Source organism: Pseudomonas sp. CIP-10, assembly GCF_020911845.1.
GTDB lineage: Bacteria > Pseudomonadota > Gammaproteobacteria > Pseudomonadales > Pseudomonadaceae > Aquipseudomonas > Aquipseudomonas alloputida.
Genome location: NZ_CP087160.1, coordinates 2,191,554 through 2,215,463, shown reverse-complemented (window position 1 = coordinate 2,215,463; position 23,910 = coordinate 2,191,554). Strand labels below are relative to the sequence as shown.

The 23,910-nt window shown below is 59.7% G+C and carries 28 protein-coding genes, 1 tRNA gene and 3 pseudogenes; 19 read left to right on the top strand and 13 right to left on the bottom strand.

Annotated elements, in window-relative coordinates; translation table 11 throughout:
- The first annotated feature begins 58 nt into the window (after window positions 1-58).
- Window positions 59-472, top strand: a complete 414-nt coding sequence (locus tag LMH93_RS10020; RefSeq protein WP_003250931.1) for a DoxX family protein — start codon at window positions 59-61, stop codon at window positions 470-472.
- Window position 473: 1 nt separating this feature from the next.
- On the opposite strand, the gene LMH93_RS10015 is transcribed toward LMH93_RS10020, so the two are convergent.
- Window positions 474-668 (bottom strand): hypothetical protein, encoded by a 195-nt coding sequence (locus tag LMH93_RS10015; RefSeq protein WP_003250932.1) that lies wholly within the window; start codon window positions 666-668, stop codon window positions 474-476.
- A 435-nt stretch (window positions 669-1,103) separates the two neighbouring features.
- On the opposite strand from LMH93_RS10015, the gene adhP reads away from it, so the two are divergent.
- The 3 genes from adhP (at window position 1,104) to LMH93_RS10000 (ending at window position 2,925) form a co-directional block, all read left to right on the top strand.
- Window positions 1,104-2,114: an alcohol dehydrogenase AdhP gene (gene adhP, locus LMH93_RS10010; RefSeq protein ID WP_003250933.1), complete on the top strand. Its 1,011-nt coding sequence runs from the start codon at window positions 1,104-1,106 to the stop codon at window positions 2,112-2,114.
- A gap of 91 nt (window positions 2,115-2,205) precedes the next feature.
- On the top strand, window positions 2,206-2,412 hold the full coding sequence (locus tag LMH93_RS10005) for a DUF6434 domain-containing protein (protein WP_230065110.1): 207 nt from the start codon (window positions 2,206-2,208) through the stop codon (window positions 2,410-2,412).
- A gap of 276 nt (window positions 2,413-2,688) precedes the next feature.
- Window positions 2,689-2,925, top strand: a complete 237-nt coding sequence (locus LMH93_RS10000; RefSeq protein WP_230065109.1) for a hypothetical protein — start codon at window positions 2,689-2,691, stop codon at window positions 2,923-2,925.
- A gap of 31 nt (window positions 2,926-2,956) precedes the next feature.
- Here LMH93_RS10000 and LMH93_RS09995 read toward each other — a convergent pair whose 3' ends face one another.
- Window positions 2,957-3,328 carry a MerR family transcriptional regulator gene (locus tag LMH93_RS09995; protein WP_003250937.1) on the bottom strand — a complete coding sequence of 124 codons (372 nt, stop codon included), beginning with the start codon at window positions 3,326-3,328 and terminating at the stop codon, window positions 2,957-2,959.
- A 72-nt stretch (window positions 3,329-3,400) separates the two neighbouring features.
- On the opposite strand from LMH93_RS09995, the gene LMH93_RS09990 reads away from it, so the two are divergent.
- On the top strand, window positions 3,401-4,498 hold the full coding sequence (locus LMH93_RS09990; RefSeq protein ID WP_230065108.1) for an SDR family oxidoreductase: 1,098 nt from the start codon (window positions 3,401-3,403) through the stop codon (window positions 4,496-4,498).
- 126 nt (window positions 4,499-4,624) lie between these two features.
- Here LMH93_RS09990 and LMH93_RS09985 read toward each other — a convergent pair whose 3' ends face one another.
- The 4 genes and pseudogenes from LMH93_RS09985 to LMH93_RS09975 form a co-directional block, all read right to left on the bottom strand.
- Window positions 4,625-4,924, bottom strand: coding sequence for a hypothetical protein (locus LMH93_RS09985; protein WP_003250941.1), 300 nt, complete (start codon window positions 4,922-4,924; stop codon window positions 4,625-4,627).
- A gap of 657 nt (window positions 4,925-5,581) precedes the next feature.
- Window positions 5,582-6,019: pseudogene (locus LMH93_RS29855) on the bottom strand (methyl-accepting chemotaxis protein); the annotation flags it as partial.
- A 99-nt stretch (window positions 6,020-6,118) separates the two neighbouring features.
- Window positions 6,119-6,895 (bottom strand): annotated as a pseudogene (locus LMH93_RS29850) (PAS domain-containing protein); the annotation flags it as partial.
- Between the two features lie 680 nt (window positions 6,896-7,575).
- Window positions 7,576-7,843 (bottom strand): annotated as a pseudogene (locus LMH93_RS09975) (hypothetical protein).
- Here LMH93_RS09975 and LMH93_RS09970 point away from each other — a divergent pair.
- The 3 genes from LMH93_RS09970 to LMH93_RS09960 are packed head-to-tail and all read left to right on the top strand — an operon-like array spanning window position 7,742 to window position 8,526.
- Entirely contained in the window at window positions 7,742-7,981 is a 240-nt protein-coding gene (locus LMH93_RS09970) for a hypothetical protein (protein WP_230065389.1), read from the top strand. The pseudogene LMH93_RS09975 and the gene LMH93_RS09970 sit on opposite strands and share 102 nt — an antisense overlap.
- 48 nt (window positions 7,982-8,029) lie before the next feature.
- The gene (locus LMH93_RS09965; RefSeq protein WP_004577256.1) at window positions 8,030-8,353 is read left to right on the top strand and encodes a hypothetical protein; all 324 of its coding nucleotides are present in this window, start codon (window positions 8,030-8,032) and stop codon (window positions 8,351-8,353) included.
- Window positions 8,350-8,526, top strand: a complete 177-nt coding sequence (locus tag LMH93_RS09960; RefSeq protein ID WP_004577257.1) for a hypothetical protein — start codon at window positions 8,350-8,352, stop codon at window positions 8,524-8,526. The genes LMH93_RS09965 and LMH93_RS09960 overlap by 4 nt, the downstream gene beginning before the upstream one ends.
- A gap of 219 nt (window positions 8,527-8,745) precedes the next feature.
- Here the strand turns inward: LMH93_RS09960 and LMH93_RS09955 are convergent.
- Window positions 8,746-8,819, bottom strand: a tRNA-Cys gene (locus LMH93_RS09955).
- Between the two features lie 154 nt (window positions 8,820-8,973).
- Window positions 8,974-9,993: a protease SohB gene (gene sohB / locus LMH93_RS09950; RefSeq protein ID WP_004577258.1), complete on the bottom strand. Its 1,020-nt coding sequence runs from the start codon at window positions 9,991-9,993 to the stop codon at window positions 8,974-8,976.
- A gap of 197 nt (window positions 9,994-10,190) precedes the next feature.
- On the opposite strand from sohB, the gene LMH93_RS09945 reads away from it, so the two are divergent.
- The 4 genes from LMH93_RS09945 to LMH93_RS09930 all read left to right on the top strand — a co-directional run bounded on the left by LMH93_RS09945 (window position 10,191) and on the right by LMH93_RS09930 (window position 13,330).
- Complete coding sequence (locus LMH93_RS09945) at window positions 10,191-10,901, top strand: histidine phosphatase family protein (protein WP_003251075.1); 711 nt, start codon at window positions 10,191-10,193, stop codon at window positions 10,899-10,901.
- Between the two features lie 56 nt (window positions 10,902-10,957).
- Complete coding sequence (locus tag LMH93_RS09940) at window positions 10,958-11,275, top strand: SCP2 sterol-binding domain-containing protein (RefSeq protein ID WP_003251077.1); 318 nt, start codon at window positions 10,958-10,960, stop codon at window positions 11,273-11,275.
- Between the two features lie 183 nt (window positions 11,276-11,458).
- Complete coding sequence (locus LMH93_RS09935; protein ID WP_014859700.1) at window positions 11,459-12,526, top strand: phosphotransferase family protein; 1,068 nt, start codon at window positions 11,459-11,461, stop codon at window positions 12,524-12,526.
- Between the two features lie 36 nt (window positions 12,527-12,562).
- The gene (locus LMH93_RS09930; RefSeq protein ID WP_230065107.1) at window positions 12,563-13,330 is read left to right on the top strand and encodes an SDR family oxidoreductase; all 768 of its coding nucleotides are present in this window, start codon (window positions 12,563-12,565) and stop codon (window positions 13,328-13,330) included.
- Here the strand turns inward: LMH93_RS09930 and LMH93_RS09925 are convergent, their stop codons facing one another.
- Together LMH93_RS09925 and LMH93_RS09920 are read right to left on the bottom strand one after the other, a co-directional pair.
- A complete protein-coding gene (locus tag LMH93_RS09925; protein WP_012051883.1) occupies window positions 13,331-14,152 on the bottom strand; it encodes a class I SAM-dependent methyltransferase in 822 nt (273 codons plus the stop codon).
- Between the two features lie 169 nt (window positions 14,153-14,321).
- A complete protein-coding gene (locus LMH93_RS09920; RefSeq protein ID WP_012051882.1) occupies window positions 14,322-14,672 on the bottom strand; it encodes a hypothetical protein in 351 nt (116 codons plus the stop codon).
- 117 nt (window positions 14,673-14,789) lie between these two features.
- On the opposite strand from LMH93_RS09920, the gene LMH93_RS09915 reads away from it, so the two are divergent.
- The 5 genes from LMH93_RS09915 (at window position 14,790) to LMH93_RS09895 (ending at window position 19,499) form a co-directional block, all read left to right on the top strand.
- Complete coding sequence (locus tag LMH93_RS09915; RefSeq protein WP_019750959.1) at window positions 14,790-15,080, top strand: RcnB family protein; 291 nt, start codon at window positions 14,790-14,792, stop codon at window positions 15,078-15,080.
- A gap of 243 nt (window positions 15,081-15,323) precedes the next feature.
- The gene (locus LMH93_RS09910) at window positions 15,324-15,515 is read left to right on the top strand and encodes a hypothetical protein (RefSeq protein WP_080580367.1); all 192 of its coding nucleotides are present in this window, start codon (window positions 15,324-15,326) and stop codon (window positions 15,513-15,515) included.
- A gap of 73 nt (window positions 15,516-15,588) precedes the next feature.
- Complete coding sequence (locus LMH93_RS09905; RefSeq protein ID WP_003251091.1) at window positions 15,589-15,981, top strand: glycine zipper domain-containing protein; 393 nt, start codon at window positions 15,589-15,591, stop codon at window positions 15,979-15,981.
- A 126-nt stretch (window positions 15,982-16,107) separates the two neighbouring features.
- The gene (locus LMH93_RS09900) at window positions 16,108-17,937 is read left to right on the top strand and encodes an SLC13 family permease (RefSeq protein ID WP_230065106.1); all 1,830 of its coding nucleotides are present in this window, start codon (window positions 16,108-16,110) and stop codon (window positions 17,935-17,937) included.
- Window positions 17,938-18,074: 137 nt separating this feature from the next.
- The gene (locus LMH93_RS09895) at window positions 18,075-19,499 is read left to right on the top strand and encodes a GGDEF domain-containing protein (RefSeq protein ID WP_003251095.1); all 1,425 of its coding nucleotides are present in this window, start codon (window positions 18,075-18,077) and stop codon (window positions 19,497-19,499) included.
- Window position 19,500: 1 nt separating this feature from the next.
- Here the strand turns inward: LMH93_RS09895 and LMH93_RS09890 are convergent, their stop codons facing one another.
- Window positions 19,501-20,262, bottom strand: coding sequence for a sulfite exporter TauE/SafE family protein (locus tag LMH93_RS09890; protein ID WP_003251098.1), 762 nt, complete (start codon window positions 20,260-20,262; stop codon window positions 19,501-19,503).
- A 98-nt stretch (window positions 20,263-20,360) separates the two neighbouring features.
- Here LMH93_RS09890 and LMH93_RS09885 point away from each other — a divergent pair, with 98 nt between their 5' ends.
- Window positions 20,361-21,266: a LysR family transcriptional regulator gene (locus LMH93_RS09885; RefSeq protein ID WP_017148232.1), complete on the top strand. Its 906-nt coding sequence runs from the start codon at window positions 20,361-20,363 to the stop codon at window positions 21,264-21,266.
- 386 nt (window positions 21,267-21,652) lie between these two features.
- Here the strand turns inward: LMH93_RS09885 and LMH93_RS09880 are convergent, their stop codons facing one another.
- Window positions 21,653-21,838, bottom strand: coding sequence for a hypothetical protein (locus tag LMH93_RS09880; RefSeq protein WP_230065105.1), 186 nt, complete (start codon window positions 21,836-21,838; stop codon window positions 21,653-21,655).
- Window positions 21,839-22,188: 350 nt separating this feature from the next.
- Between LMH93_RS09880 and LMH93_RS09875 the strand changes: the two genes are divergently transcribed.
- Window positions 22,189-22,374 carry a hypothetical protein gene (locus LMH93_RS09875; RefSeq protein ID WP_003251104.1) on the top strand — a complete coding sequence of 62 codons (186 nt, stop codon included), beginning with the start codon at window positions 22,189-22,191 and terminating at the stop codon, window positions 22,372-22,374.
- 171 nt (window positions 22,375-22,545) lie between these two features.
- Here the strand turns inward: LMH93_RS09875 and LMH93_RS09870 are convergent, their stop codons facing one another.
- Window positions 22,546-23,838: an OprD family porin gene (locus LMH93_RS09870; RefSeq protein ID WP_054889270.1), complete on the bottom strand. Its 1,293-nt coding sequence runs from the start codon at window positions 23,836-23,838 to the stop codon at window positions 22,546-22,548.
- Between the last annotated feature and the right edge of the window lie 72 nt (window positions 23,839-23,910).

The window sequence follows — 23,910 nt, the reverse complement described above, 5'->3', positions numbered from 1 at the left end:
AGCAATGTCTGGCGCAGCTGCTAAAGTGGAGCTTGTCCCCGTCCACTGGAACGCCGCCATGCGCTACTCCCTGTTCGATGGTCAACGCGACATCATTATCCTGATCGCCCGCGTACTGCTGATGGTCCTCTTCGTCTTGTCTGGCTGGGCCAAGCTGACCGGCTTCGATGGCACGGTAGGCTACATGACCTCGCTCGGCGCCCCTGCCCCGATGCTGGCAGCAGGGATTGCCGTCATCATGGAGTTCGTCGTCGCAATCCTGTTGATCCTCGGTTTCTACACGCGGCCATTGGCCTTTCTTTTTGCGCTGTTCGTACTGGGCACGGCGCTGCTGGGCCACCCATTCTGGAACATGGTCGACCCCGAACGCAGCGCCAACATGACTCAGTTTCTGAAAAACCTCAGCATCATGGGTGGCCTGCTGTTGCTGGCGGTAAGCGGGCCCGGGCGGTTCTCGGTGGATGGTCGCTGAGTCAGTCGTCGCAGTCGTCGAACCAGGCTGGGTGATCGCGCTCTTCGTCATCGAGGTCATCCAGCGTTTCCTCGTCTTCCTCCACTTCATCCTCGGCGCCTTGGGCATCTGCCTCGGGCTCCACGTCGTCGTAGAGAAATTCGTGGTCAAGCAGGTGATCGTGCTCGGGTTCGTGCAGGTCGTCTTCGTCGCGCATGCTGGCTCCTGGGATAATGGCAGGCCTGTATAGGCTGATCAGGATGCTGGGTCAATGTGTTGTCGCTTAATCCTGGGTTAACTGGCACGGCGCAACCTGCAGGCTCTCCCTTCAAACGTCTTTCGCCCGCCTTTATGGCGGGCTTTTTTTATGGCCCTGCGTACTTCGGTGCAGATGATGACACCCCCATGACCTGACCTTCACGAAATGCCGACATCCGAATGAGCACACTGACCCTGCTCCGTACGTTCTTGCAGCCCGCCGCATCATTGCCGCGGGCTTTTCTTTTTTCCGCAAATGCCAGTCAGGGATCCGTCGGTATTTTGCGCAAGCGTCCACCATGACCATGACCTGAAGCAGTTTTGCCTGGCCAGGCAAGGTCTATGCTGTCCCAGCGATAACCCAAGCTCATATCGAATAGACACGGAGGCTCTCATGAAAGCTGCTGTCGTTGCACCAGGCCGTCGCGTGGACGTGGTAGAGAAAACCCTGCGCCCTCTCGAGCACGGCGAAGCGCTACTGAAGATGCAGTGCTGCGGTGTGTGCCACACCGACCTGCACGTGAAAAATGGCGACTTTGGTGACAAGACCGGTGTAGTACTGGGCCACGAAGGTATTGGCGTGGTTCAGGAAGTTGGCCCGGGCGTCACCTCGCTCAAGCCAGGCGACCGTGCCAGCGTTGCCTGGTTCTACCAGGGTTGCGGACATTGCGAATACTGCAACAGCGGCAACGAGACCCTGTGCCGCGACGTGAAGAATTCCGGTTACACCGTGGACGGCGGCATGGCCGAGGCCTGCATCGTCAAGGCCGACTACTCGGTTAAAGTGCCCGACGGCCTCGACTCCGCTGCCGCCAGCAGCATCACCTGCGCCGGCGTCACGACCTACAAGGCAGTGAAGATCTCCAACGTCCGCCCCGGCCAATGGGTCGCCATCTACGGTCTCGGCGGCCTGGGCAACCTGGCCCTGCAATATGCCAAGAATGTGTTCAACGCCAAAGTCATCGCCATCGACGTCAACGAAGAGCAACTGCGCTTCGCCAGCGAGATGGGCGCGGACCTGGTCGTCAACCCGCTCAACGAAGATGCCGCGAAGGTCATCCAGGCCAAAACCGGCGGTGCACATGCTGCCGTCGTTACTGCCGTTGCCAAAGGCGCGTTCAACTCGGCTGTCGATGCCTTGCGCGCTGGCGGGCGACTGGTGGCCGTCGGGCTTCCGTCGGAGTCCATGGACCTGAATATTCCCCGTCTGGTGCTTGATGGGATCGAAGTGGTGGGCTCGCTGGTAGGTACACGCCAGGACCTGCAGGAAGCCTTCCAGTTTGCCGCTGAAGGCAAAGTGGTGCCCAAGGTAACGCTGCGACCGATCGAGGATATCAACCAGATCTTTGACGAGATGCTGGAGGGCAAGATCAAAGGCCGGATGGTGATACAGTTCGAAGGCTGACAGGCCGAGCCAGGTCGTGTGGAACCACAGCAAAGCCCGTAGATGACCCTCTACGGGCTTTTTGCCTTCTCAATTGTCAAAGGAACAGACCATGACCGTCGACTGGCACGCCGGGCCGATTAGCCGTACGACTCCTCTGGACAAGCATTACCGCAACACGCAGAAGGTTCGTCAGTTTCTGCTCAGCGAGTGCGGCGCGGCATTCAAGTTCGACCGTGGACTCATGCTTTGGATCAAGAGGGGTACCCCATCAACCATGGGTGACGTCGCGGACGAATGGCTACGGAGGTATGGGTGAAGCTCTGTATCTGACGGCTGGAGGCAGGCCTTGCCTGCAGCCGTTGCCTTCAGCATCTTGTCCAACGATTCAACCATGCTGGAATAATCCATTTCCTGACTCCCTCGATGGTGGAATTGGCTTGAACCCAACCCTAGACTGCGAACATTTCAATATTTGATGAGCAAACCTGGAAATATCACTCATCCTTCATGCTGAAGACCGACGCCCGCGAGGTGTGGTTCAAGAAAAGTGCTCAACCTGCAATGGCGAGCCTGTGCATATGAGGAGATCGGTATGTCCATTCGAAGTTTGGCGAAGCACCTGCCACCAGACCCTTCGCGGGAAGGCTGGGTCATCGGATGGGGGGTCCTGAGAGACCGACATCCATGGCATTTCGTCGACGTTTATGCTGACCGGAAAACGGCGATGGCAGAGGCACAGCGCAGAGGAGACGGCTACGTGGTGGAATTCGGCTCACACCGCTTGGGGACGCATGAATTTATCTGCGGTGTCACCTTACCTGAAGGCTGACGCTCGATCGAAAATAGTCACTGACAGGACTTCAAGGCATTATCTGCCCATTGGCAATAGCACTGGCTTCAAGCTTGGCACGCTCCGCGTCCAGAAAAACATAAGCGGCCTGTAGCGTGGTGATCTTCGTTTGAATCTCGGCCATCTTGGCGGCGACCAAGACGGCGCCTTGCGCGCAATCGATCGTGTTACCCCGCCTGGCCACAAGAATGTCCCTAATCTCAGCAAGTGAAAAGCCCCCGCCCTGGGCGCTCTGTATGAAGGCCAAGTCAGCTACGGTCTGTTCACTGTAACTGCGATAGTTGTTGGCTTGTCGGTGTGGCTCGATCAGCCCGAGCTGTTCGTAATAGCGCAATGCATGGCGGCTGAGCCCACTCCGGCGCTCCAACTCTCCAATATTCACGTTAAAAATCCTTGACTGTAGAGCAGGCTCTACACCTTAGCCTGCGCCCATTATCCAAACAAGGGTTCAAACATGAGTGTGGAATGCTTTGTCACCGGCGGCAGCGGCTTTGTGGGGCAACATTTGCTGGCCGCTCTTACTGCGCAAGGGCACAAGACCTGGGTGCTGATGCGCAGCCCCGGCAACATCGAACGCCTCAAGGAGCAGGTAGGCCAACTGGGGGGTAACCCGGAGTATCTCCATGCCGTTGAAGGCGATATCAGCCAGGAGGGGCTTGGCCTCAGCGAAGCAGACAAAGAACGCGTCACTTCGGCCGCTGTATTTTTCCATCTCGCGGCGGCATTTTCCTGGGGGCTGACACCGGAGCGCGCCCGCACAGTCAATGTCCAAGGTGCTCTGAGCGTGGCCAGGCTTGCGGCCAGCCAGCGCATCCGATTGCTCATGGTAGGCGGCTTCATGCTGCAAAACCTCAACCACCTTGCCCGTATCGGGGTTGATGTTCAGTGCCCTGAAAACACAAACTGGCCCGCGGTCTACGCCCGGGTAGGCGGCTACGAAGGCAGCAAACTCGAGTCCCATTTTGCAGTCATCCGCTATATGCAAGACGCGGATGCGGATTACACGATTGTTCACCCTGCTACGGTGTGCGGCCACAGCGAGAACGGGCATATCCTGGACGGACAACCGCTTGCCGAACTCATTCGCAATCTGGCACAAGGCCGATTTAAAGCTATTCCCGGTTCCGCCAATCACTGGTTGCCATTGGTCAGCGTCGATTATCTGGTGAACATGATAACTTGCGTGGCGTTCGACCCCGCCATGGCCAACCGGCAAGTTCTGGCGCTGTATGAGCGAACACCAAACTTGCAGGGAATGCTTGTGCAGATCGCAGACACGCTAAAGGTCAAGGCACCCCGCCGCCATATACCCATAGGGTTGCTCAGGTCGATATTGACAATTCCGGGACTGGCGACCCGCCTGGCGATCAGCGCCGAGTCATTGAACTTTATTCAGACACAGCGCTTCGACATGGGAAACAGCAGGCAATTGGAGCGCAAGTACGCGTTTACCCATCCCGACATGACGCAGGCCTTGGAAAACACGGTGCGCTATGTCAGCGACTACTTGATGAAAAAGTCCAAAAGAGAAGGCGCTGGCCAGCGAGGATAACGGGCCAGGCCGATGAAGCCTCCCTGCCGGATTGCTGGAAGTCTGGAGACGCAGAGGTTTCATGCACGGTGTCTTCGCTGATGACAATAGGTCGCCGCTTGACCTCCGGCGCTGCGCGCCTAGCCGCTATTTCGAGGCAGCCATAAAGCCTGCGGCAGGTGCACCTTCAGTGGCGACCCGTCGGGCCCGGCCAACGCCCCACGCCAGCGCCCTGGTCATCGACTCGCCAGGGCGAGAATCGAAGGCCTCTTCAAGGATAGCCATGCCACCAGGGGCGTACACCCCGATGAACATCTGCGTTTTGCCTGTCCGCGACAGCCGCGTCTGAACATCAATGTATGTCCCATCGTCGAGCGTCTCGTCGTGAGTTCGGTGATGAAGCGTCGGGTCAGCCCAGGCCCAGAAAACATCACCGCGTATTCTCATGAGACGCTCCTACGACTTTAGTTGTAGTCAGGTGGTTTATTGCCACCATAGCGAACGTGCAGTTTTACGCAAATTCGTCTGACTCATCTGTGAGCTGAATCGGACAATCGGCTATTCAGCAGCCCCGCCAAAGACTCAACGCTTGTCGTGAAACTCGGGCGGCCAAGCGCTGAAGAACCACATGACTCCTGGCGTCAATACATAGATCCAGTGCTGGCCAGGGTAGATGAAGATGCCGACAGCCCAGATGGCGAGTAAGGTTCCGCCCGCTCGCCTACGCCGCCTCGGCGTGAACCATTCCTGAAACGCCTTGTGCCTCTCCCGCAGTTTCATTACCACCCTCCCTGTTTGGTAAGCGGCGAAGCATATCACCTCTAATTCAACGATAACGCGTTCCCGGCAAGGGCGGCGCCTGCACGCAAGAACTACACGATGGCCGGATACAACATCGTCAGCATGATCGGCGGTAAAGACAGCACGGCCACCCTACTGGTCGCCCGCGAGCTGGAGGTGCCTAACCCATGCAGCTGGCACCTGGCCAGCTAGAGATCTCCACATGCCCACAGAAAATCGATACAGAGCGCACCAAGTGACCAGTGTGATATACCGACACTAGCTGGCTTGAGCAATTTTCGACACGAATCCTTTGACGGAAAACTACCTCACCCCATTCGCAAAGCGACCAACCGCCCCGACCACTTGTTTAGCGCCGTTTTGAATTTCCAAGATAACGGTACCAGCTTCGTTAGCGAGTACTAGGCCTTGCTCAGCTTTTGCTCGGCTGCTGAATATTTCGCTAACAGCTTGATCAGCAAGCGCCTGGTTCTGGTGGACAACGCTAACGATTTCCTCGGTAGCCGAGCTGGTGTGACCAGCCAGTTTGCGCACCTCATCAGCAACCACAGCGAAACCTCGACCTTGCTCACCAGCACGCGCAGCTTCAATAGCGGCATTTAGTGCTAATAGATTTGTTTGTGAAGCAATACCGCCAATGGTTTGAACAATAGAACTAATCAACGCAGACTGTTTGCCAAGCGCCTCAATGCTCTCGGTTGCCGCTTTCATTTGTTCAGCAATACTGCGCATGGTGTCGACTGTACGCGTCACTACCACCGCACCCCGCCCTGCGCTCGAATCAGTTTGCTGGGATATATCAAATGCAACTCCAGCTGCATCCTTGACCTCTTGCTCACGTGCGACCTGGTCCGTAACAACGCTCGCAAACTTTACAACTTTAGACAGCCTGCCCTCAGTGACATGCACAGGATTGTAGGTAGCCTCGAGCCAGATATCGCTACCACGGGCATCGACTCGTTTGAAACGATCCGCGACGTACTCGCCACGATTGAGCGTCTTCCAGAAATTTTCATACTGGGGAGATGCAGCCTCTTCAACGGGGCAAAACAAACGATGATGTTTGCCAACAATCTGGCTTAATGAGTACCCCATGGCCTCGAGAAACTGCTTGTTAGCTGTGATTACAGTTCCATCCAAGTTGAATTCAATGACGGCAGTGGAGCGAACCAGCGCCTGGATGAGAGCCTCATTTTCCTTCGCCTGCTCCACGGTACGAGTTATCTCACTTCCGTAACCCTGAACATAGGCGAGGCTGCCCTCTTGATCTCGAATGGGGAACCAATAGATTTTCAACCACGCAAGAGTACCGTCAGCGCGAAGGTAGCGATATTCGTCATTTACGGGTTCAAATCGCGCTACAGCTTGGTTAAAGGCGTGAAAGCAAGGTAGTTCTTTAACGTAAGGCGGAACGATTTCAGAGAGCGGGCGACCATACAGGCGCTCGTCGGAATACCCCAAAGTCTCTGAGAAAAGTCGGTTAAATGAGCAGATACGAAACTGTGCATCAAGTCTCATGGAGAGCATCCCTCTGTCCATTTGCTCGACTTGCTGACGCAGCAGTAGCAGCTCCGCGTTCTGCTCTTGCAGCGTTTTTTTAAGATTGCGGTTGAACATAAAAGGCTCCAAGTTTTCTGATTAAGAAAATATCGACACAGGCCTTTTTTCTTGAGCACCCAGTCATTTTTTGATTTCATCACTGTGGGTATACGGACGGGGCATGAAAAAATTCCCAGCCAGCTATTAAATAGCTATAGGACCAGGAACCGTGATCGTCATCCGACGACTCTGATTTAAGGACGACTGAAGCACCTCGACAAAAAGGACATGCATTACCTTATGCAAAGCGAGCGCCTCAACAGGTGTCAGCTCCCGCTTTAATGCACCCTGCAGGAACGGAGAGTCACCGCTGAAAATCGCAGTTCCATCCGAGATTCCGGATCACACTGGTAGCAGACGCTGAGATCTCTGGCTCAAAAATGAATCCAGGCTTCATGCGTTTTCGCTTGGTAGACCACAGAATCATCCCAGATGACGCCGCAGATACCGCCTGCAGAAACTAGGCGCATTAGCCTTGAATTACAGGCTTCCAACACAAGGAGAGGCCGACGAGCCATATAGCAAAAATCATCGTCGCTTAGCATTTGGACGAGTCCTGAAGGGCTGGCTCGAAAATACGTGCCGATGTCCCTATGCCTTCACTATGACATCAAATCGAGCAGGTCACTTGCAATTCCAAATCCGTTCGATTCATGTGGAGCACGCTTGTACTCCGCATAGCTGTAATCCTCTCCCCTCTATTTCGAGCAGGCTGAGAGCTTTTCCGTTGCAGCCCCCTCAGTGGCGAGCACGTGAGCACGCCCAACGCCCCAGTCATCGCCCCGCCAAAGGCCTCTTCAGCACTTCCAGCCGGCGCATAGACGCCGATGAACATCTGCGTAGGCCTGTGCGGGACAATCTGACATGAACATCAATCAGGGTGCCGTCGTCGAGAATTTCGCCATGGGTACGATGGTGAAGCTTTGGGTCGGCCCAGCCCCAATATATCGGTCCTCGAATTCTCATTTTACGCTGAGCTTCGAGATCCTCCTCCCAGCAAATCTTACCCCCGTGGCTGTAGGCCACTCGATTCATCAATGCAGCAGGCAATTTATCGAGCGCTTTCAACAACTGATAAGCACGGTATCTCTGGTCGGCGTTTGAGCTCGGCGATATCGTCCAGGTGCCCAAGAAGCTGATCAAATTTCCAGCATGATCAAAGTTCCCACCTGCGACCTGGCCGGAAAGGCGTTGCTCTGGGCTGTCGAAATGGTCGACGGCCCTATCCCGCCGCCGGCCGGCCAACTGCAACTGCCGATCGGTGGCCAGGCCATCGACGGCGCGACCGGCGAGTATCTCATCCAAAAGCACAGCATCTGGATTGACCGAGGCAGCAGCTGGCCCTGGCTGGCCTGCGTGTCAGGTCACCCACTTGACCGCAAGCCCGGCGATACCCGGGCAGAAGCTGCAACCCGAGCGGCCATGTACCACGCCCGCAGCGAAACAGTGAGCGTCCCGCGGGAGCTATGCCCATGAACCTTATCGACTGCTACATCACGAAGATCCTTGGCGAGCCGTACCGAGAGTTCGGCGCCGGGTGGGTCCACGTCGAATACGACAGCTGGGGCAGCACCAGCAAAACACGGCTTATGTTCCGCACCGAGGAAGCCGCCCGGGCGGCGCAGGTCGGATATCACTTCACGGCCTGAGGATCAGCCATAACGATTCCGTCCAAGGCCTACACCTTGGGCGAGAGTTTCGCCGTAAGGGAGGTCAATATCGCTCGCAACGGTCTGTTCTGCGTGAACAGGCAGGGCGTGAAGCCCCCGAAGCCTAAGCTTTTCACCAGCGCCAAGGTGTCCCAAATTTGAAAAACGCAGGCATTAAAAAAGCCCCGCAACCTCAATGGCTGCGGGGCTTTCGAATGGTGGAGGCCGAGGTCGGAATCGAACCGGCGTAGACGGATTTGCAATCCGGAGCATAACCACTTTGCTACTCGGCCTCAAAGGTCGGATCTAGCTGCTTGCGCTTTGCTATCTCCTTGAAACGCTGAACCTTTTTCAAAGTTTGCTGCGTTTCGATGGGCGCCATTATGTCTTCATTCCTTTAACCTTGCAACCCCCTGAACGAAAAAAAATTTCAACGGGTTCAAGGTGTTAGCGCAGGCGGCTGAGTTTACTCCACAAGCCTACCACCGCGTTCTCCACGGTACCGCTGGCGGCCATGCCAATACGCTCCTGCAGGCTCTTGCGTTCGGCATAGTGCAGGTGGAACAGGTTGGCGTTGCGTGCGCGCTCGCTCAGGTACTCGTCACTGGTCTGCAGCTCGTCCACCAGCTTGCGATTCAAGGCGGCCACGCCCAGCCAGACTTCGCCAGTGGCCACTTCATCGATGTGCAACTGCGGACGATAGCGGGAGACGAAATCCTTGAACAACTGGTGAGTGATGTCCAGGTCTTCCTGGAACTTCTCCCGGCCCTTCTCGGTGTTTTCGCCAAAGACGGTCAGGGTGCGCTTGTATTCGCCAGCAGTCAGCACTTCGAAGTCGATGTCGTGCTTTTTCAGCAGGCGGTTGACGTTGGGCAACTGCGCCACCACGCCAATAGACCCCAGTACGGCGAATGGGGCACTGACGATCTTCTCGCCGATGCAGGCCATCATGTACCCACCGCTGGCAGCCACCTTGTCAATACACACGGTCAACGGGATGCCCGCCTGGCGAATACGCGCCAGTTGCGAAGCAGCCAAGCCGTAACTGTGCACCAGGCCACCGCCGCTTTCCAGGCGCAGTACCACTTCGTCACGCGCGGTGGCGAGCGTCAGCAGCGCGGTGATTTCGTTGCGCAGGCTTTCGGTGGCCGAGGCTTTGATGTCGCCATCGAAGTCCAGTACGAATACCCGGCTCTTGTCCTCGGCCTTGCCCTTCTTCTGCTGTTTTTCCGCCTTGGCCTGCTGCTTGCGCAGGGCCTTGAGCTGAGCCTTGTCGAGCAAGCCGGACTCCAGGCGCTCACGCAGGTCCTTGTAAAAATCGTTCAGCCGGGTGACCTGTAATTGCCCGCCCGATTTGCGCCGACCTTTGCCACGCAGCCCGGCGATCGCCGACAGCACCACCAATATGGCGATGACCAGGGTGGCGGTTTTGGCGAGAAAGCTTGCGTATTCGGCAAGAAACTCCACGTTGACTCCTTAAATACCTGCGCCACTACGGCGCGTCACTGTTGCAAGCATACCGTTGCGTCTGTGGTGCTGCCAGCCGGTGTAAACGCTGGCAACACCTTTCAAACAACCTTTTCAAACGCTTGTATGTTTTTTCGTTGACAGCCCGTGAGCCGCATCCTAACCTCGCAGCAACCTCCAACAGGCCGGAACCTTTCGTGGGCAATCTCTACCTGATTCGACATGGCCAAGCCTCCTTCGGTGCCGATGACTACGACGTCCTCTCGCCCGTGGGCGTGCGCCAGAGCCAGGCCCTGGGTGAGCACCTGGCCCAGTTGGGCGTGCGGCTGGACCGCTGCGTGGCTGGCGACCTGCGCCGCCAGCAGGATACCGCGCGGCTGGCGCTGCAGGCGCTGCACGCCAACGGCTGCCCGGTGCCGGCGGTTGAGACCGACGCCGCATTCAATGAGTTCGATGCCGACGGTGTGATCCGCGCCCTGTTGCCCGACTTGCTGCCCGAAGAGCCCGATGCCCTGCATGTGCTGCGCAATGCTGCGCAGCACCGCAGCGAGTTTCAGCGTCTGTTCGCGTTGATGGTGCAACGCTGGCACGATGGCGAGCATGCCGATAATGGCCTGGAAACCTGGCGTTCGTTTACATCCCGCGTACAAGGTGGGCTGCAACGCGTGCTGGATACCGCCGGCAGCGGCGATCATGTTGCTATCTTCACCTCGGGTGGCACCATTGCCGCCCTGCTCCACCTGGTTACCGGTATTACCCCCAGCCAGGCGTTCGCGCTGAACTGGCAGATCATCAACACGTCGCTCAGCCAGCTGAAGTTTCGCGGCCGCGACGTGGCACTGGCCTCCTTCAACAGCCAGGCCCATGTGCAGCTGTTGAGGGCGCCGGAGCTTGTCACTTACCGATAAGCCCGGCTTGTTGTGTCCCTGCGGGGACGTGTAAATCACTCTATAAGGAATGCGCCATGACCTCCGTAGCTGATGCCGTCAAAAAGATGCAAGAGAAATTCAACCCATCCGCTGCCGCCGGCCTGGACCTGGTGTTCGGCTTCAACATCACCGACGAAGACAAGCACTACGCGCTGATCGTCAAGGACGGCACCTGCGACCTGCAGGAAGGCGAGAACCCGGATGCCAACTGCACCCTGGTGATGGACGCCGAAACCCTGAAAGGTATCGTCAGCGGCGAAACCGACGGCATGCAGGCCTTCATGGGCGGCAAGCTGCGGGTTGAGGGCGACATGATGCTGTCGATGAAACTCAGCGAGCTGTTCCCGTCCTGAGGGCTGGGAATACCGGATGATCGAAAAACCGAAGCCTGACGGCTTCGGTTTTTTTTGCCCTGCATTCGGTGCAGTGATCCACCAGCAACACCCTCACCTATTTGGCACATGGGACGATTGTTCCAATCCTGGCGGACCATTAAATTACCCAATAGTACTTGCTATCGAGAATAAGGAAGACGCATGACGCTCACCGACCAGTCCACCCAGGTACGCCCCGGCGAAGAACTCGACGCGGCCGTCATCGACCCTTACTTCAAAGCCAATATCCCCGGCCTGCACGGCCTGCCGAGCATCAGCCAGTTTCCTGGCGGCGCTTCCAACCTCACCTACCTGGTCAGCTACCCGGGCCGCGACTTCGTGCTGCGCCGCCCCCCCTTCGGTCAAAAGGCCAAGTCGGCCCACGACATGGGCCGCGAGTTCCGCATCCTCAACCAGCTCAACAGCGGCTTCCCCTACTGCCCCAAGGCCTACGCACACTGCACCGACACCGGCCTGATCGGCGGCGAGTTCTATGTGATGGAACGGGTCAAGGGCATCATCCTGCGCTCGGACATCCCGGCCGAACTGAACCTGGACGCCAGCCGGACCGAAGCCCTGTGCAAAAGCTTCATCGACCGCCTGGTCGAGCTGCACCAGGTGGACTACACCGCCTGCGGCCTGGCCGACCTGGGCAAGCCGGAAGGCTACGTGCAGCGCCAGATCGAGGGCTGGACCAGCCGTTATGAAAAAGCCCTGACACCGGATGCGCCACGCTGGGAAACGGTAACCGCCTGGCTGCACGAAAAAATGCCCGCCGACCACCCGCGCCCTAGCATCGTGCACAACGACTACCGGTTCGACAACGTCATCCTGGACGCGGATAACCCCATGCGCATCATCGGTGTGCTGGACTGGGAAATGGCCACCCTGGGCGACCCACTCATGGACCTGGGCAACTGCCTGGCCTACTGGATCGAAGCCGGCGACCCGGCGCCAGTGCAGTTGATGCGCCGCCAGCCAAGCAACGCGCCGGGCATGCTCAGCCGTCGCCAGTTCGTCGATTACTACGCCGAGCGCGCCGGCATCCGCCTGGACAACTTCGATTACTACTATTGCTATGGCCTGTTCCGCCTGGCAGGGATCGTTCAGCAGATCTACTACCGCTACTACCACGGCCAGACCCAGGACAAGCGTTTCGCCCAGTTCATTCACATGAACCGCTTGCTGGAACAAATGACCTTGCAGGTCATTTCCAAGTCCAGCCTCTGAGCACAGCCCACGACGACGGATAACAAGGAAAACAGCATGTCCAAGACCCACCTGTTCGACCTCGACGACAAGATTGCCTTTGTTTCCGGCGCCAGCCGAGGCATCGGCGAGGCCATCGCCCACTTGCTCGCGCAGCAAGGGGCCCATGTGATCGTTTCCAGCCGCAAGCTTGATGGGTGCCAGCAGGTGGCCGACGCCATCATTGCCGCCGGCGGCAAGGCCACGGCTGTGGCCTGCCACATTGGTGAGCTGGAACAGATTCAGCAGGTGTTCGCTGGCATTCGCGAACAGTTCGGGCGACTGGACGTGCTGGTCAACAACGCCGCCACCAACCCGCAATTCTGCAATGTGCTGGACACCGACCCAGGGGCGTTCCAGAAGACCGTGGACGTGAACATCCGTGGTTACTTCTTCATGTCGGTGGAGGCTGGCAAGCTGATGCGCGAGAACGGCGGCGGCAGCATCATCAACGTGGCGTCGATCAACGGTGTTTCACCTGGGCTGTTCCAAGGCATCTATTCGGTGACCAAGGCGGCGGTCATCAACATGACCAAGGTGTTCGCCAAAGAGTGTGCACCCTTTGGTATTCGCTGCAACGCGCTACTGCCGGGGCTGACCGACACCAAGTTCGCTTCGGCATTGGTGAAGAACGAAGCCATCCTCAATGCCGCCTTGCAACAGATCCCGCTCAAGCGCGTGGCCGACCCCAAGGAAATGGCGGGCGCGGTGCTGTACCTGGCCAGCGATGCCTCCAGCTACACCACCGGCACCACGCTCAATGTCGACGGTGGCTTCCTGTCCTGATCAGGCTTTGACGGCGACCAAGGTGTAACTCAGGGGCAGGCGTGCAGGCTGCTCGCGCAGGCGATATTCGCCGTCTTCGCCCTTGACCATCTGCCCCGGCAGCGCCTCCCAGGGGATGCTCTGGTGCTCGACCAGCGCTGTCAGCTGCAGGCCCTGGGCCAACAAGGCAGTGATCACTTCTCCCAGGCCGTGGTTCCATTCATGGGTTTCGGTGTGGGCCAGGCGCTGATCGGTTTCGACGTAGGTCTGGTCGGTGTGCCACACCGTCGGCGCTTCGTGCTCGAAATACGGATATTCGAGCTGCAGGCGGTCCTGATGATCTTCGTTGACAGCCATCAGCATCGGATGCCCGTCGCGCAGGAACAGCCGCCCGCCCGGTTTCAGCAGTGCTGCGACGGTGCGTGCCCATGGCTCGATGCGGGGCAACCAGCAGAGCGCGCCAATACCGGTGTAGACCAGGTCGAACGTACCCGCCGGCAGTACCTTGTCGGCGGCATAGACGTCAGACTCGACATACTGGATGGGCAGCGCGCATCGCTCGGCCAATGCCCGTGCCTCGGCCAGCGAAGCCTTGGAATAATCCAGGCCGCAAACCTTGGCGCCAAGGCGCGCCAGCGACAGGGTGTCGGTGCCGATGTGGCACTGCAAGTGGACCGTATCAAGCCCGTCGATGTCACCGAGCAATGGCAGGTCGAAGCGTACGGTTTCGGACAAGTGCCCGTGTTGCTGGACCAGGCGCTCGACCTCGTAGTCCTTTGAAGCGGCGTGCAACGGGGCACGCTCATCCCAGCTTATACGGTTGAGTTGCAGTGAACGGTCCATGGTGTCGTCCTTGCGTGGAAGCACCTTATGCTAGCCGTCACCCCGCGCCCTGAGACACAACTGACTTGATAAAAATTGTAAAGCCCGCGCGCCTCTGCTGTGGCAACAACTGCCTTGCTCAGTACCCTGAATGCACGGGCCCTTACAGGAGCGGCGATAGCGCCAGCCGTTACAGGCAGGTTGCAGCAGCCGCTCGGCGCTGCAGGGCCACGCCGTCGTTCTGCTTCGCGTAGTAATCCACACGCGTCCCGCCCGACTGCGGGTAAACGTCCACGAACGCTTCGGCCTCACGGGTAAACACGGTGAACCCGCCCTGCTTGCGCGGTTCCAGGTAGCCGCTGGCGTCATCACCGAACACCTTCTCTTCCTGCCAGCTGAACTGGATGCACTGGGCCACCAGCTCTGGCGCCTTGTGCGAGTCGAGCTGCGCAGTCGGCTTGCCGCCACGCGCCGTTTCCATGGTCGCAGAAGCACAACCGGCCAGCATCAGCACCGCAGCCAACGGCAGAATCGCACGCATGTTCCATCCTCGGGGTCGCGAAAAAGAAGGCGACTCTAGCACTGGCAGGCATCCCGAGTGAATTGCCACGCACTTGCCGCTGTCGCAGATAAAACATGCCATCACGAGGAACGCATCATGAAACTGCACTACCTGCTACTCGCCGCCCTGCCTTGCCTGCCCCTGAGCGTCAGCGCCGCCCCCTCGAGCGAAGAAAGCATCACCGCCCCCGAAACCCACAACCGTGAACTGAACGTCGGCGACAAGGCCCCGGACCAGTACAAACGCGATGACCAGGCCGTCAAGGACTGGAAAGCCAAAGGCCTGCCCGACCCGGAAAAGGAAAGCCACTGGGTGCGCATGGGCAAGCATTACGTGCTGGTGCAGATCACCAATGGCGTGGTGCTGGCGATTCAACCGGCATCCTGATTCGACACGCCCCGGCCAAGGCGCCCCATTGCACAGCACTTCGCCGCCGGCCAAGCATGGCCAGAACGTGTTGGTACGCTTGGAACGATCAATGCCGGTCAGCGCCACCGCCCGTTCTTTCAGACGGACGCCTTGGCGCTGATCACTTGAAGCACAATTTTTTTGCCCGCCCAGGAAACCAAATCGATCGGCCCCAGTCTTAAAAGGTGCCCCGTAAACCTATGCGGATCAAGGACCTATATCGTGCTCACGCGTCTTGCAAGCCTTTCTCTGGTTGCTGTTGTTCTGCTGACCGCAGGTTGCCATAGCCATCGCTACCATGATGACGACGGCTGGCGTGACCGCGATCGTGACCGTGACCATCGCCACCACCACCGCCATGACCGCGACGACGATGACGATCGGCAATACCGCGGTGACCGCTACTACCGCTGAAGCGTCCTTTCAGCCCTGACCTGCCGCCCGTTGCGCGGCAACTTATCCTGATGATTCCTTTGAGGTTCGTATCATGCGTCTGACTCTGCCTTCCCTTGCCCTCGGCCTGCTGCTGTGCCAGGGCGCTTTCGCCGGTGACGGTACTGCCGCCATTGGCGGTGGCCTGGGGGGTGTCCTGGGCAACGTTGTTGGTCAACAGCTCGGCGGCAAGACCGGCGCAGCCATCGGTGCCGGCGTTGGCGGCGCAGCCGGCAGCGCTGTCGGTGCGCGCAAGGGCAACCGTACCGAAGCCGCCATCGGCGGTGGCCTGGGCTCGGCCGGCGGCTCGCTGCTGGGCGGCGCAGTAGGCGGCAAGACCGGTTCGACCGTGGGTGCCGGCCTGGGCGGCGCGGCCGGTGGTGCCCTCGGCAACCATCTGGGCGACGACAACCGCGGCAGCAAGAAGCACCACCGCCACCGTCACTGACCCCGTGACCGGAGGGCCGCATAGCGGCCCTTTTTGTTGCAGCACATCAACACCCCCTTCACGACAAGCTGGCACACTGACTGCTACTGTCTATCGTGCCCCCGTGTGAAGGAACACCCCCTCCCCATGAACCATGAGTTGCTCTGGGTCCTCGGCCTGCTGGCCATCGTGATTACCCTGTTCGTCATCAACCGCCCACGCATGGACGTGGTCGCGCTGCTGGTGATTCTCGCCCTGCCACTACTCGGCATCCTTACCGTGGAACAGGCCCTGGCCGGGTTCAGCGACCCCAACGTGGTGCTGATCGCCGCCCTGTTCGTGATTGGTGAAGGCTTGGTGCGCACCGGCATTGCCTATCGCATCGGCGAATGGATGAGCGAGCGGGCCGGCAATAGCGAGGGGCGCCTGCTGGTACTGCTGATGGTGGCGGTGGCCGGGCTGGGATCGATAATGAGCTCCACCGGCGTGGTGGCCATCTTTATCCCGGTGGTGCTGAGCATCGCTGCGCGCCTGCAGCTCTCACCCAGCCGCCTGATGATGCCACTGGCTTTTGCCGGCCTCATCAGTGGCATGCTCAGCCTGGTCGCCACACCGCCCAACGTGGTGGTGCACAGCGAGCTGGTCCGCCATGGCGAAGCAGGGTTCAGCTTCTTTAGCTTTACCCCGTTTGGCCTGGTGGTGCTGGTGCTGGGCATCGGGTACATGCTGCTGACCCGCCACTGGCTCAACGGTGAAGTGCGCAAGGACGGCCGGGTGGAAAGCCGCCGCACCTTGCTGGACCTGGTCCTGGACTACAAGCTCAACGGCCGTGAACGACGCCTGCGCATCCGCCCTCAGTCGCCGCTGATCGGCCACAACCTTGGCGAGCTGAAACTGCGCACCAGACACGGCGCCAACGTGATCGGTATCGAGCGCCAACACAAGTTCACCACGCGCGTGATCGCGGCCGACTCGGGCACCGTACTGCATCAGGGCGACGTGCTGCTGCTCGACCTGTTCGCCAAGCATGACGACCTGCGCAGCCTGTGCCAAACCATGCAACTGGAGCCGCTGCACTTCAAGGCCGCCTACTTCATCGATCAATCCCAGGATTTGGGAATGGCTGAGGTCTCGCTGCCACCTGGCTCGCAGTTGATCGGCAAGAGCATCCTCGAACTGGCGTTTCGCACCCGCTATGGCCTTAACGTGGTCGGCCTGCGCCGCGATCAGGCCGCTATCGAAGAGCAACTGGTGGAAGAAAAGCTGCGCCTTGGCGACACCCTGCTGGTGGTCGGCCCGTGGAAGGCGGTACGCCAGTTGCAGAGCAAGCCCAAAGACTTCCTGGTCCTGAGCCTTCCCGCCGAGATCGACCTGGTCGCACCAGCCCGCACCCGCGCACCGCAAGCGTTGCTTAGCCTGGCGGTAATGGTCGGGCTAATGGTCAGCGGCGCCGTACCCAATGTCATGGCAGCGCTGATCGGCTGCCTGCTGATGGGCGCAGGCCGTTGCATCGACATGAACAGTGCCTACCGCGCCATCCACTGGCAAAGCCTGGTGCTGATCGTGGGCATGCTGCCCTTCGCCCAGGCGCTGCAGAAAACCGGCGGCATCGACCTGGCGGTGGGTGGGCTGGTGAACGTGCTGGGGGATGCCGGCCCCAGCGCCATTCTTGCCTGCCTGTTCGCCGTCACCGCAGTGATCGGGCTGTTCATTTCCAACACCGCCACCGCCGTTCTGATGGCACCGGTGGCTGTCAGCACTGCAGTGCAGCTGGGCATGTCGCCCTACCCGTTCGCCATGACCGTCGCGCTGGCCGCGTCGGCGGCATTCATGACGCCGGTGTCATCGCCGGTCAACACGCTGGTGCTTGGGCCGGGGCAATACCGCTTTGCTGACTTCGTCAAGATTGGCGTGCCGTTCACCGTGCTGGTGATGCTGGTTACCGTCGTGATGGTGCCGTGGTTCTTCGGGTTGTGAGGAAAGCGGCCAGGAATAGAGGCAATTTGACATTATCGCAGCCAATCGCGGCAGATTGACATCAACCACCCTGACCCAACACACTGCGGGTAATTGTCCCAGGTGCTCTATCGCGTTGTCCTGGATTTCGTTTCCGCTTGCCGGTCGAGTTCATGGTTTTTCCAGCCCAATCGCGCGTGTTGCCTTATGTCGTTGTACTTGGCGTGACCTTCGCCCTCACCCTGGGCGGCATCCTGGCACGCCCGATCGAATCGCTGTCGCTATTCTGGCCAGTGAATGCGGTACTGGCCGGCGTACTCCTGCGCTACCCCCGTCAAGCCACGTTTACGGGCTTTTGCCTGGTGTGGCTGGCCATGGTGGGGGCCGACCTGCTGTGTGGCAGCGCCTGGGGGCCGGCTCTGTGGTTCAACCTGTGCAATCTTGGCGTGGTGGTCACCCTCTGGCTGCTGATGTCGCGCTTGCCACGCATGCACCGGCGCATGCGCAGCCCGCACGGCGTGCTTAGCGTGTTCGCTGCCTGCGCCGCCGCTGCCATGGTGGCGGCCAGCATGGCAGCGGTAATGGCCGCACCGTGGTTCGAACAGTCGTTGCGCGCCACCTGGCTAGCCTGGTTCAGCGAACAGTTCTCGACCGGTGTGCTGGTACTGCCGGTGCTGCTTACAGCGCCCTCGGTGCGGGCCTTGGTGCGCGGCGGCGCGCAACCCATCCGCCTGGCGCCGTTGCTGGTGCTGCTGGCCTCGCTGGCATTCAGCATCGCCTTTGGTGGCCCTGGGGCCATTGCCTTCCCGATTGCCGCGTTACTGTGGTGTGCCTGGACCTACTCACCGTTCCTGGTTTCATTGCTGACGCTCACGGCCGGCAGTACGCTGATTGTGGCTGTGGCGCAAAACCTCATGCATTTCAGCGTGCCGCAGAGCGAACCTGGGGTTACCACGCTGATGTCGGCGCGCCTGGGCATCGCCATGCTGGTGCTCGGGCCGCTGGTGGTGGCCTGCGTCAGCCAGGCCAACCGTAGCCTCATGGCCCGCCTGGCGCACCAGGCCACCGTCGATCACCTCACCGGTGTGCTCACCCGCAGCGCCTTCACACGCCGCGCCAACGCGCTGCTGGAGAGCCGCCAACAGCACGCCCAGGCGCTGCCGCTGACCCTGATGATGCTGGACATCGACCACTTCAAGTCAATCAACGATGCCCACGGCCATGCAGTCGGTGACCAGGTGCTGCGCCAATTCGCCAGCACCCTTCAGGACCAGCTGCACAACGATGAGCTGATCGCACGCCTGGGTGGCGAAGAATTCGTTGTCATCCTGCCCGGACTTGCGCCAGAGCGGGCCAACTTCATCGCCGAACGCCTGCGCCGCGCCATCCAAGACCTGCACGTGGTACAGGCCGACCAGCGCCTGCAGATTACCGTGAGTATCGGTGTGGCAGGCTGCGACGCAGACATGCCGGCCCCCAGCCTCGACGAACTGCTGGCGAGTGCCGACCAGGCGCTGTACCGGGCCAAGGCCCGGGGCCGCAACCGCGTCGAACAGGCCGAAGCACAGCGCCTGGTGATCTGAACTAGCCGGCCAGCAGGTCCCACGACAGCTTGGCGATCAGCACACACAACAGCACCAGGAACAGCCCGCGGACAAACCCGGCACCCTTGCGTACCGCCAGCCAGGTACCGGTCAGCGCGCCGAGAATGTTGCACGCCGCCATGGGCAAGGCTATGGCGTACAGCACGTTGCCCGTCGGCACGAAGAACACCAGCGCCGCCAGGTTGGTGGCAATGTTCACCACCTTGGCCGAAGCCGAGGCGTGCAGGAAGTCCAGGGCGAAGAAGCGGATGAACAGGAAGATCAGGAAGCTACCGGTGCCCGGGCCGAACAGGCCATCGTAGAAGCCGATAGCGCCGCCAATCAGCACTGCCAGGCACTGCTCCTTGCGGCCGACCTGGGCAGGTGTGTGCAAGGTGCCGAAATCCTTCTTGCAGAAGGTGTAGACAGCCATCAGCACGATCAGCACCAGCACCGCCGGGCGCATCACGCTGGGGGGTACCAGCGACACCGTGGCGGCCCCCGCGAACGACATGACAAAGGCACTGAGTGCCGCCGGTACGATCAACCCCCAATCCAGCGTCACTTTACGAATGAACGAGCGGGCCGCGAAGGCCGTGCCGCACACGGACGCCAATTTGTTGCTGCCGAGCAATGCGGCCGGTTGCGCGGAGGGCAATACGTTGAACAAGGCCGGGATCTGGATCAGCCCGCCGCCACCCACCGCAGCGTCGATCAACCCAGCGGCGAAGGCGAACACAGAAAGCACAGCAATATCCATCATGACGCGGTTCCAGGCAGTGAAGACGCCTGCAAGGCTAATCAAAGTGGCACACTTGTGTTGAAATGCCATATTGCGATAACTGCAACGAGGAGCAGGCAATGGCACTGGACATGCTGCGGGAAATCCAAGCGTTCGTCAGCGTGGCACACAAGCGCAGCTTCGTTGCTGCCGCCCGCGCCCTGGGGCGTTCACCCAGCGCAGTTACACGCGCGGTGCAAACCCTGGAAGACAATGCGGGAAGCAAACTGCTCAACCGCAACGCCAACGCCGTCACCCTGACCGAGGCCGGCGAGCGCTTGCTGCCGCATGCCGAACGCTTGCTGGATGTGCAACGCGATGCAGCCGACGAATTGGCCGCGCTCAGCGGCAACGCCCAAGGCTGGATTCGCTTTGCCGCGCCGCAACTGCTGGGAGAGCATGTGCTACCGCAAGTGCTTGCCGAGTTTTCCCGCCGCCACCCTCAGGTGACCCTGGACGTGCAGTACAGCGACGAAGCCCTTGACCCGCTGCAAGGTAAATTCGATTTCGTGGTGCGCGGTGCCTTTCCGCAATCGAGCGAGCTTATCGGCTACCCGCTTTGGCCCTACCAGCGCCACCTGTATGCCAGCCCGGCATATCTGGCCCTGGCTGGCACACCGCAACACCCGGAAGACCTGGATGGCCACACCTTGATCCTGCATACCGCGCCACGCATCCTCAAGGCCTGGCACTTCTGCCACGATGACCAGATCACCAGCCTGCGCCCCAGGCCCCGGCTTCGCTTGGGCTCAGGAGGCGCGGTATACCACAGCACCCTGGCTGGCGCCGGCATCGCCCGCCTTGCCGCCTGGGTCGGCGAAGCACAGGTCAAGGCCGGCCGCCTGGTGCGGGTGTGTCCGCAGTACCGCCTGACGTCCAGCAGCGGCCAGGACCCACAGATGCACGCTGTGTACCCTGCCGGCGAGTTGCCGACGCGGGTACGTGACTTGCTGGCAGCCATACGCCGAGCCGGCCCGCTCCACTGAAACAGGCCATAAAACAACTGTTCAATTTCTGCTCAATTTAACAGAGCCCGCCGCGGGTCTGGCTTGCAGCACTTTATCCACAGACCTACCCACGTTTTTTGTGGACAGATTTCCCAGCGTAAAGAACGACTTATCGCACAAGCAGACACGCCGAATTGGCCAACCTGACCCGCTCGATCCACGCCTGCGTACCGCGCGTATCGACACCAAGGCCAAACACCACCGAGTGCGCGGCGGCGGGAGGCTACACGAGGACTTTGCACTTGAGAATGACGTGCACCTACTGCTGATCCAGCAGTGCAATCAAAGAGATTATCGGCCATTTGCCGATGGATTGGGCCCGTCGCTTGAAGTGGACGGGCCGCGCAGGGGAAAAAGCAGTGAACTCAGCTTGGCGGAATGGTGCCAAGAATACCAATCAGAATGGTCAGCAGCAGAAAACCACCCAGGAACAGCGCCAGCTTGCCCATTGGAACCTCTACAGTTGTGATGCCGGAATGGGCACATTGTCGAGCTTGGGCTGATACGGTTACAGATTCAGGTTTATGGAAAAAAAGCGGATCAGATGTCATGCGCAGATGCCGCTGGGCTGGATTCAGCCGCAGTGGTTGACGCTGAGCACGTGTCGCTCGCGGGCGGGCAATTGATACATGAAGTTTCTAAACACGCCTCCAGCTTTGCGCAGTACCTGCGTTCAGTGCGCTGCCCCTCGAAAGCGCCTGAACCCAGCCAATACGGTAGATTGAGCTTGCTTGGGGGGACACGATCTGAAACACGGTTTGTAGGATTGTTTACCGCACTCTGTAGGAAATGGCGTGGCAATGAGTCTTGCCTGTATGAAACATCAGTTTCTCCGGCAAATTCGAGCTGCTACGGTCCATTTTTCCTACAACGGTACGGAAGCCTACAGCGTGAGAAAAGCATGGACTCGTTCAAAACCTCTGCACTGAAGTTGCAGAAAAATCTGCTTAACCTGCGCGTTGAGCGTGAGCGCTTAAGAGGTGAAGGCAAGGACAAGGAAGCGGATCAACTCACTGGGCCGATCGCGCGGTTTGAGGAGGCCCTTCGGCAACTGCCGGATAGCCTGAAGCCCGACACCTTGCAGTGACCTGCAAGCGCAATTGTCATGTTCCACAGCTCAGACCTCCCCATCATCATGCAGGAGCAGCCTTGCGCTGCGAAGAGGGCGGTAAGGCAAACGACTGCCTTAGGCAGTTATTGCTTCTTCGCAGCACAGGGTTGCTTCGGGAACCGAGCTGGCGCCGGGCCATCTACCCCCTCAGAACACCTTGATCGTGTAACTCAGAATCAAGCGGTTCTCATCGATATCTGTCCGGTAGTTGGAGCGCGCCATCACGTTGCGCACCCGTATCCCAAGCCCGGCCAACGGCCCGCTTTGCACCACGTAGGCCAGGTCCAGGTCACGCTCGCGGTCACGCCCTTCAAAGCCCAGCCCTGTGTCCACGTCCCGCCCCTTTACATAACGCAGGGTCGACGTCAGCCCTGGAAGCCCCAAGGCGACAAAATTGTAATCATGGCGCACCTGCCACGAGCGTTCACCCGGCGCCGAGAACTCATAGGTCGGCAGTGTATTACCCATCGGGTTGGTGTTGGCGCCTACCTGGATAAAGCCGTCATCGCCGCCGATCTGCTGATAGCCCACATAAAAGGTATGCCCGCCGGTCTTGGCCGAGAACAGGCTGAACAGCGCATGGTTATCGTAGTCGCCAGCCACCTTGCTCCCGTCCTCGCGGGCATCGAAGTAACCGGCATTGACCCCCAGCGTCCAGCCCCCGATCGGCTCGGCATGCTTGAAGCTGTAGAAGCGCTGCTGGTAGATATCCTCCAACTGCGCCTGCCAGACACCGACGCTGGTACGGTTGTCGTTGAAGGCATAGTCGGCCCCCACGTAGTTGAACCGGTCGCTGGTAAAGCGCGCCAGCCGCGCCGGGTTGATCGGGTCGTTGACCAGCGCGTACATCTTCTGGCTGTTGGACGAGTCGCGCAGGCTGGTGGAGCGGAACTGGCCGGCGTTCAGGGTCAACCCGGCGAACTCGCGCGACTCCAGCATCGCGCCCTGGTAAGTCGGCGGCAACAGGCGCAAATCGCTGAACAGCAGCACCGGCAGGTTGGGCATCAGCTCGCCCACCTTCAGCTCGGTTTGCGACACCTTGAACTTGATCGCCGCACCCAGGCGGCTGTACTCGTCCGCCGACTTGCCGCTGTCCAGGCTGGGCAGCAACCCGGACCGGGCATGTTCCGGGCTGCTGTCGAGCTTGAAACCCAGCAGGCCGGTAACATCCACACCCACGCCAACGGTGCCCTGGGTATAACCGGAGCTGGCATTGAGGATAAACCCCTGCGCCCATTCCTGGGTACGCGACTGGGTGCTGGCGCCCTTGATATCGGCATAGTCGCGGCTGAAGAAGTAATTGCGCGCCTGCAGCGTGGCGCGGGCACCTTCGATGAAACCGGCCTCTTCTGCCGTGGCCTCTGCACACAAAGCGGCGGCAATACAACCGCCGGCCAGGCGTGCAGACGAAGAAAAACGCGGCGCAGTGAAACCTTGCATAGGGCTACTCCTGGATTTGGGCAACAGCAACCCGGCGCGGCGGCACTGCATGGCCACCGGCGTGCGGGTTGC